General features: G+C 41.6%; 7 protein-coding genes. 5 read left to right on the plus strand and 2 right to left on the minus strand.

From position 1 onward, the window contains the following. Positions 1-334: 334 nt before the first annotated feature. From Q0212_RS12510 to Q0212_RS12530, 5 genes are all read left to right on the plus strand, one after another. A complete protein-coding gene (locus tag Q0212_RS12510) occupies positions 335-1117 on the plus strand; it encodes a hydroxymethylpyrimidine/phosphomethylpyrimidine kinase (RefSeq protein WP_297926016.1) in 783 nt (260 codons plus the stop codon). A 100-nt stretch (positions 1118-1217) separates the two neighbouring features. Next, a complete protein-coding gene (gene thiE, locus Q0212_RS12515) occupies positions 1218-1835 on the plus strand; it encodes a thiamine phosphate synthase (protein ID WP_297926018.1) in 618 nt (205 codons plus the stop codon). 15 nt (positions 1836-1850) lie between these two features. Beyond that, positions 1851-3137 (plus strand): glutamate-1-semialdehyde 2,1-aminomutase, encoded by a 1287-nt coding sequence (gene hemL, locus Q0212_RS12520; protein ID WP_297926020.1) that lies wholly within the window; start codon positions 1851-1853, stop codon positions 3135-3137. A gap of 11 nt (positions 3138-3148) precedes the next feature. Further along, positions 3149-4432: a DUF3108 domain-containing protein gene (locus tag Q0212_RS12525; RefSeq protein ID WP_297926022.1), complete on the plus strand. Its 1284-nt coding sequence runs from the start codon at positions 3149-3151 to the stop codon at positions 4430-4432. A gap of 108 nt (positions 4433-4540) precedes the next feature. Beyond that, a complete protein-coding gene (locus Q0212_RS12530) occupies positions 4541-5815 on the plus strand; it encodes an aminotransferase class I/II-fold pyridoxal phosphate-dependent enzyme (RefSeq protein ID WP_297926023.1) in 1275 nt (424 codons plus the stop codon). Positions 5816-5859: 44 nt separating this feature from the next. On the opposite strand, the gene Q0212_RS12535 is transcribed toward Q0212_RS12530, so the two are convergent. Together Q0212_RS12535 and Q0212_RS12540 are read right to left on the minus strand one after the other, a co-directional pair. Next, the gene (locus Q0212_RS12535; RefSeq protein ID WP_297926026.1) at positions 5860-6195 is read right to left on the minus strand and encodes a TIGR01244 family sulfur transferase; all 336 of its coding nucleotides are present in this window, start codon (positions 6193-6195) and stop codon (positions 5860-5862) included. Between the two features lie 16 nt (positions 6196-6211). Beyond that, positions 6212-7829: SulP family inorganic anion transporter (locus tag Q0212_RS12540; protein WP_297926028.1), on the minus strand; the 1618-nt coding region annotated here is incomplete at its 5' end.

Raw genomic sequence — 7829 nt, forward strand, 5'->3', positions numbered from 1 at the left:
TCGCAAGGGGTTGATAAGCTGTCGTGTCACCGCCTTATATCCTCGGCCTAAAGGCGCGAGGTTTTACGGCGATTTTGATAAACTCTTATTTACAGCATTTAATTCAGAGTAGACTGACACAACGGTGTCTAAAGTCCCAATATATGGCTAAAAAGCCGCTATTTTAAAGTGGGCTAAGTTTATGCCAGCTTTTTGTGTTTGTGGCAACTTTTTGTGGCTGATTGGTCAACATTTTTACAGTGGAAAGATACAGAGTCTAGTGATCTATTTTAAAAGTCGCTAATACTCCCTATTATTTATAGTTCTTAAACCAATCTTAAAATAGGAAAATCCCATGCGTCCTGTTGTGTTATGTTTTAGTGGTTTAGACCCTTCGGGTGGAGCTGGTTTACAAGCCGATATTGAAGCCATTGCTGCATTACAAGCTCATGCAGCCGTTGCTTGCACGGCATTAACCATTCAAGACAGCCAACAAGTATATGGCTTTCAAACAGTTGATGCTGATTTATTAGCACAACAAGCCACCAAAGTCTTGGCCGACTTACCTGTTAAAGCTATTAAATGCGGTATGTTGGGAACACCCGAAGCGGTTGCTGTGGTTAAACAAATTTGCCAACAACACCCTCATCTCCCCCTGATTTTAGACCCTGTTTTAGTCGCCAACAGTGGCGGCTCACTCACTGTAGAAGGTTTTATTGATAGCCTTAAACAACTATTTCCTTATGCCCATTTGTTAACACCCAATACCGTAGAAGCCGAGCGTTTAACGGGCTTATCCGTTGTTGATAATGAAGCAGATGTGATTAAAACCTTAAGTGACTTAGGTGTAAAAGCAGTTTTACTCAAAGGCGGTCACGAACACGGGCAAATGTTGCGTAATCGTTTATATCAAGACAATAAACTCATTCAAACCAGTCAATGGCCGCGTTTAAACGCCCAATTTCATGGTTCTGGTTGTAGTTTAGCATCAGCGATTAGTGCTGGTATTGCCAATGGTTTACCGTTACCAATAGCTGTTACTCGTGCTGAAGTTTGGTTGCAACATAGTTTACAAAACGCTGATTTTCCTCATAAAAATGGACAGGCTATTCCTAGACGCATTCACTCCTCCCCCTAATTTAGGGGGAGGTTGGGAGGGGGTTGACCTCACCCTAGCCCTCTCCTAACAGGAGAGGGAATGCCATCGCTATCTCTTATATTTTTGTAGATTTAAAAACATGAACCACACACATGGCCTATATCTCATCACCGATAGCCAGTTATTAGCAGGACGTTTATTGCCTGCTGTTGAGCAAGCCTTAATTGGTGGTGCAAAGTTAATTCAATATCGTGACAAATCAACCGACACCAGCAAACGTTTTCATGAAGCACAACAACTTAAAGCCCTATGCCAATGCTACAACGTACCCTTGATTATTAATGATGATCTTGAGCTTGCAGCGCAATTAGGGCTTGGTGTGCATTTGGGGCAGCAAGATGGCTCAATTGCTTTAGCGCGTCAACGTTTGGGTCAAGACGCGATTATTGGCGCAACCTGCCATAACTCGCTTGAGTTTGCCAAACAAGCCGCCACTCAAGGCGCAAGCTATTTAGCCTTTGGCGCATTTTATCCATCCAGCACCAAACCCTTAGCACAAGCAGCCGATCTACAGACATTAACGCAAGCCAAACAATTGTTTAGCTTACCTGTAGTTGCTATTGGCGGCATAAACTTGGACAATGCTCGACCACTGATTGATGCAGGGGCTGATTATCTTGCGGTAATTAGTGATATATTTGCTTTGCCTACAGCCAATATTTGCCAACAGGCTGAGGCGTATTTACGGTTATTTTAGTTATAGAGTTTCTCCATGAGTCGTAATCAAGAATTATTTGCTGCTGCTTGTCGTCATATCCCTGGTGGAGTCAACTCGCCTGTACGTGCTTTTAAAGGCGTAGGTGGTACACCAATTTTCTTCAAAAAAGGCCAAGGCGCTTATTTGTGGGATGCTGATGACAAACCTTATATTGATTATGTTGGCTCATGGGGGCCGATGATTTTAGGTCATGCCCATCCTGATATTGTTAAAGCCGTACAAGAAGCTGCGGTTGATGGTTTAAGTTTTGGTGCGCCGACCGAAGCCGAAATTAATATGGCTGATCGTGTGTGTGAATTAATGCCCTCTATGGATATGGTGAGAATGGTTAGCTCTGGCACAGAAGCCACCATGAGCGCGATTCGTTTGGCTCGTGGTTACACCAAACGCGATAAATTATTAAAATTTGAAGGTTGTTATCACGGCCATGCGGACTCTTTATTAGTGAAAGCTGGCTCAGGCTTATTAACCTTAGGTGTACCCACCTCTTTAGGTGTACCCGCCGATTTAGCCCAACACACACTGACTCTCCCCTACAATAATATCGACGCTTTACAGCAACTGTTTGCCCAGCTTGGCCACGAAATTGCTTGTGTGATTGTTGAGCCTGTTGCTGGTAACATGAACTGTGTACCACCAAGCCGCGAATTTTTACAAACTATGCGTGACTTATGTACCCAATATGATGCAGTCTTAATTTTTGATGAAGTGATGACAGGTTTTAGGGTTGCTTTAGGTGGCGCACAAGCCTTATACAACATCAAACCCGATTTAACTTGCTTAGGTAAAGTGATTGGTGCTGGTTTACCTGTGGGTGCTTTTGGTGGCAAACGTGAAATCATGGAATGTATCGCACCTTTAGGCGGTGTGTATCAAGCAGGGACATTATCAGGCAATCCTTTAGCAATGCGTGCAGGCTTAGCAATGTTAGCCTTAATTAGCCAAACTGGTTTTTATGAGCAGCTTGCCGCCAATTTGAGCAAACTCTTAGCTGGCTTACAACAACGTGCTGATGCTGCGAATATTCCCTTTACCACCACCCAAGTAGGCGGTATGTTTGGTTTATTCTTTACCAGCAAAAAAGACATTAGTTCTTATGACGATGTAATGGCTTGTGATGTTGAGCGTTTCCGCCGTTTCTTCCATTTAATGTTAGAAGAAGGCGTGTATTTAGCCCCTTCTGCTTTTGAAGCTGGCTTTATTTCTAGTGCGCATAGTGAAGCCGACATTCAAGCTACCTTAGATGCCGCAGAACGTGTGTTTGCACGTTTGAGCGAATAGGTTGTTAACGCGTGATTTTAGCCAAACTAACACAACGATTTAAACGCCGCCCCTTAGCGACTGCTTTGGGGTTATCGTTGTTAGTTCATTTGTCCTTGTTATGGGATGGTGAATTTGAGCTACCTGACTTACTTGCTGATAACACGGATGAAGTGTTGTCTAAGAAAAAAGCGGAGTCTGTACCACGCGTTAAACTCAATATTAAGCCGCCTGCGCGTCCTAAAGCACAATTAGGCGCAACTATTGTCACTATTGTCGAAGAAGCACCACCTGCGGCCAATAAAGTTGCTCCCAAAGAACAGCCCAAAGCACCGAAAAAACAACTGGCTAAAAACCCCACTAAACCTAAAGTCGAAGAACCACCGATTTTAAGTGGCGACCCTTTGCCCAACAGTCATAACAGTAATAATACTGTTCCAGAAAATCCACAAACTGACAATCAAACCCAAGGCACGCCTGACAATGCTGTGCCTTTAGGCGATACTGTACCTCCGCCACCCGAAGAATTAGCCAAAACACCACCTACACCACCTGTTAATGAACCGCCCCCCTCTTTCCCCATTGAAATTATGGCAACCTACAAAGCCTCATTTATGGGCTTTAGTGGCAACATTAAACAAGTTTGGCGTATGGAAGGTGAAAGTTACTATATTGAAAATGAAGCGTCTAAATTTGGCTTTAGTGTCAAAATGGTGAGTGAAGGCAGCGTGTCACAAAGTGGTATTCATCCCGAACACTACAAAATGTATGTTAATAACAAATTGCGTAATTTTGCTGATATAGACCGAAGTACAAGCAGTATTCGATACGGCAAAAATAACGATGTGAAATATTCTGCGTTACAAGGCGAAATTCAAGATGCAGCCAGCTTGCCATTTCAAGTTGCCGTCAATTTTGAAGCTGGCAAAAATAACCAAATGCAAGTAACCACAGGCAGTGCTATTTATAATATTGATTTAAAAATTATTGCCCAAGAAGATATTAAACTGCCTGCTGGCGTCTTAAGAACTCTACACTTACAAGGTCAACGCGTTAACATTAGCACAGGTACTGCCTTACAAGGCTATGATGTTTGGTTAGCCATTGATTATCGAAACTTTCCTGTTAAATTTAGAGGCCCGACAAGCAAAGGCGAAGTATTAGAATACAGTGTTAAATCATTAAGTTTTGAAGGTCAAACCGTTTTAGGTAAAAATATTAAGCCTGAGTTTGAAGTGAATGAACCAACTACTTTACCACCTGAATTATTAGAACAAAAGCAACCAACGATTAGTGTTGGTGATGATGCACCTTAATGTTATGTGTTAAAGCTATATAGATATGCCAAATAATTAGATTTTTTTATTTATTGTTTAGGCTATATTTTTCTAACCAATAATTTAATAACCCATTTAGGAAATAATATGAAACTTGAGTCCCTAGCTTTACATTATGGCTATGAATCAGAAGCCACCACTAAAGCAGCCGCTGTACCCATTTATCAAACAACCTCTTACACCTTTGATAATACCGCACATGGAGCTGATTTATTTGACTTAAAAGTTGCAGGTAATATTTACACACGGATTATGAATCCAACTACCGCTGTTTTAGAACAACGTTTAGCTCAAATTGAAGGGGGTATTGGTGGTTTGGCGTTAGCATCAGGCATGGCGGCGATTACCTATGCTATTCAAGCAATTACCGAAGTTGGTGACAATATCGTCAGTACGTCTCAATTATACGGTGGTACATACAATTTATTTGCCCATACTTTGCCACGCCAAGGCATTGAAGTTCGTTTTGCCTCTCACGATGACTACGAGGCTTTTGACCGTTTGATAGATAGTAAAACTAAAGCCATTTTTTGTGAGTCTATTGGTAATCCTGCGGGCAATGTTGTTGACTTACAACGCTTGGCCGAAATTGCGCACAAACATGGTGTGCCATTAATTGTGGATAATACCGTTGCTACGCCAGTCTTATGCCGCCCATTTGAACATGGTGCCGATATTGTCGTTCACTCCTTAACCAAATATATTGGTGGTCATGGTACAACCATTGGAGGCATGATTATTGATAGCGGTAAGTTTGATTGGGTGGCCAACAAAGACCGCTTTCCCATGTTAAACGAGCCTGATCCGTCTTATCATGGTGTGGTTTATACCGCTGCTTTAGGTGCTGCGGCGTATATTGGTCGTTGTCGTGTTGTGCCATTACGCAATACAGGTGCGGCACTTGCACCACATAGTGCATTTTTATTATTACAAGGCTTAGAAACACTTGCTTTACGCATGGAGCGTCATTGTAGTAATGCTTTAGCGGTTGCACGTTATTTAGCAAATCACCCACAAGTTTCTTGGGTTAACTATGCTGCTTTAGATAACAGCCCATATAACACAACCTGCCAAAAAATTAGCAATGGTTATGCGTCTGGCATTTTAAGCTTTGGCATTAAGGGTGGCAAAGAAGCAGGGGCAAAGTTCATTGATGGCCTAAAAATGATTTTACGTTTAGTTAACATAGGCGATGCTAAATCTTTGGCTTGCCATCCTGCTAGTACTACCCATCGTCAGTTAAACGCTGATGAGTTAAAACGCGCAGGCGTGTCTGAGGATATGGTGCGCTTATCAATTGGAATTGAGCATATTGATGATATTATTGCCGATATTGAACAGGCATTAACTCAGGCTGTTTAAAGGATTGAAGGACTTAGGAATTAACCTAAGTCCCAATTTTTAAACTAATCATCCAATAAGTCCATTTGTTTGGCTAATTGATATAAATTGTTGCAGCGATTACCTGTGCGGCAAAACGCTAAAACAGGTTTAGGTAATTCATTGATATATTTGGCAAACTGCTCAACATTTTCTTGGGTAATTTGGCCACTAATCACAGGCTGATGTACATAACTTAAACCTTGAGCTTCGGCAGCAGCTTGTACTTGTGCGGCGGTTGGCTGTTGTGCGCCTTCTTCATAATCTGGGCGGTTATTAATCACCGACTTAAAGCCACGGCTTGCAACTTCTTGCATTTGTTCTGGATATAATTGTCCAGCAAAACCGATTTGTTGGGTCATTTTATCTCTCCTATATTTACAAATTATATTCAGGTTCAGGCACTTGCGGTTTAAGGCTATTTGCTGCCTGCTCTGTTGTGTCAAAAATTTTACCTTGCCAATTTTTTAACAAGGGCGTATTGACTAAAGTATCCATAACAAAGCCTTTAATTTCTGCAAAATGAATATTAATCTGTCGCTGAGCTAATTGCTGTTGTAGATTGTCTAGCATTAACTGTGATGATAAATCAATATGATTGACTGCACTAAAAATTAATACCACATCTGTGAGCTTAGGTTGTTGATTTATTTCTAGCCAAATTCGATTGGCAATACTTTCACTATTGCCAAAAAATAAATTTTCATCAATTCTGATTAACAACAAATTTGGCCATGTTGTCACTTGATGACGTTGTACATTTCTAAAATGCTCTGTCGTACCAACTTGACCAACAACCGCAACATGAGGTTGATGACTACGCCAAATCAATGCCGCTAAAGACACAAACAAACCTAATAATAATCCTACCTGTAAACCTGCTAACAATACGCCCATTAAAGTTGCTAAGTAGGCATAGGCTTCACTTTTATCGTGTTGCCAAGCCATTTTTACGGTTTGTATATCTAATAACTGACTAACAGCAACAATTACCCCTGCACCTAATACCGCTAAAGGTAAATAATAAAACCATGTGCTTAATAACACGAGAACAACGGCAATCACCAAAGCCGAAACCACACCAGCTAAAGGTGTTTTTGCCCCTGCCTCCAAGTTGACCGCAGTACGCGAAAAACCACCTGTAATTGGCAAGCCTTGAAAAAAAGCAGCACCGATATTGGCACATCCCAAACCTAATAATTCTTTATTAGCATCAAACTGTTCTTGACGTTGCAAGGCAACCGACTTTGCTACTGAGGCACTGCTAATAAACGCAACTAAAGCGATTAACAAGGCTGAGCTGATAAGCGCGCGCCACTGTTCGACGATTGGTAGAGCTGGCCAGACAAATTGCGGCAAACCAATAGGAATATCACCAACTATTGCCAAGCTTAATGACTGTTGCCAGACTAACAGACTCGCACCTGCAATCACCATAATGGGTATCAATTTGCTAATGATATTAGCAAGATAAAGCGAAGAACCTAATTTTACCAACAGTATTTGGCTATAATGACGGTTAGCTATCAATAAAAATACCGCCACCAAACCTAAGATGACGGCCTGTTGATTAATCAATGCTTGTTGCTGATAAAAACCAGCTAAGAGCTGCCAAACAGTATCTCCTTGTACGTTTAGCCCTAAAATATATTTGCACTGCCCTGTCATAATTAATAAAGCCGCGCCTGTAATAAAACCAGCCATCACCCCACGACTCATAAATTGCATAATCCAACCGAGTTTTAGCCATGCTGCGCCTAACAACACTAAACCCACCAATAAGGCCAAACAAGCCGCTAATGCAATATAAGTTAAGGTTTGACTTTGGGCAAAAGGCAATAAAGCTTGTGCGGTCATAATAGAAGTGATTGCCACAGGCCCTACCGCTTGAGTCTGACTTGCACCAATATAGGCATATAACAAAACAGGAATAATAGCGGCATACAAACCATAGACAGGGGGTAAACCTGCTAACAAGGCATAACCTAAACTTTGG

The organism is uncultured Agitococcus sp. (assembly GCF_937920075.1).
Taxonomy (GTDB): Bacteria; Pseudomonadota; Gammaproteobacteria; order Pseudomonadales; family Moraxellaceae; genus Agitococcus.

Coding starts and splice junctions, on each gene's coding strand:
- Q0212_RS12510 (WP_297926016.1), top strand. CDS start 335: ATGCGTCCTGTTGTGTTATGTTTTAGTGGTTTAGACCCTTCGGGTGGA.
- thiE (WP_297926018.1), top strand. CDS start 1,218: ATGAACCACACACATGGCCTATATCTCATCACCGATAGCCAGTTATTA.
- hemL (WP_297926020.1), top strand. CDS start 1,851: ATGAGTCGTAATCAAGAATTATTTGCTGCTGCTTGTCGTCATATCCCT.
- Q0212_RS12530 (WP_297926023.1), top strand. CDS start 4,541: ATGAAACTTGAGTCCCTAGCTTTACATTATGGCTATGAATCAGAAGCC.
- Q0212_RS12535 (WP_297926026.1), bottom strand. CDS start 6,195: ATGACCCAACAAATCGGTTTTGCTGGACAATTATATCCAGAACAAATG.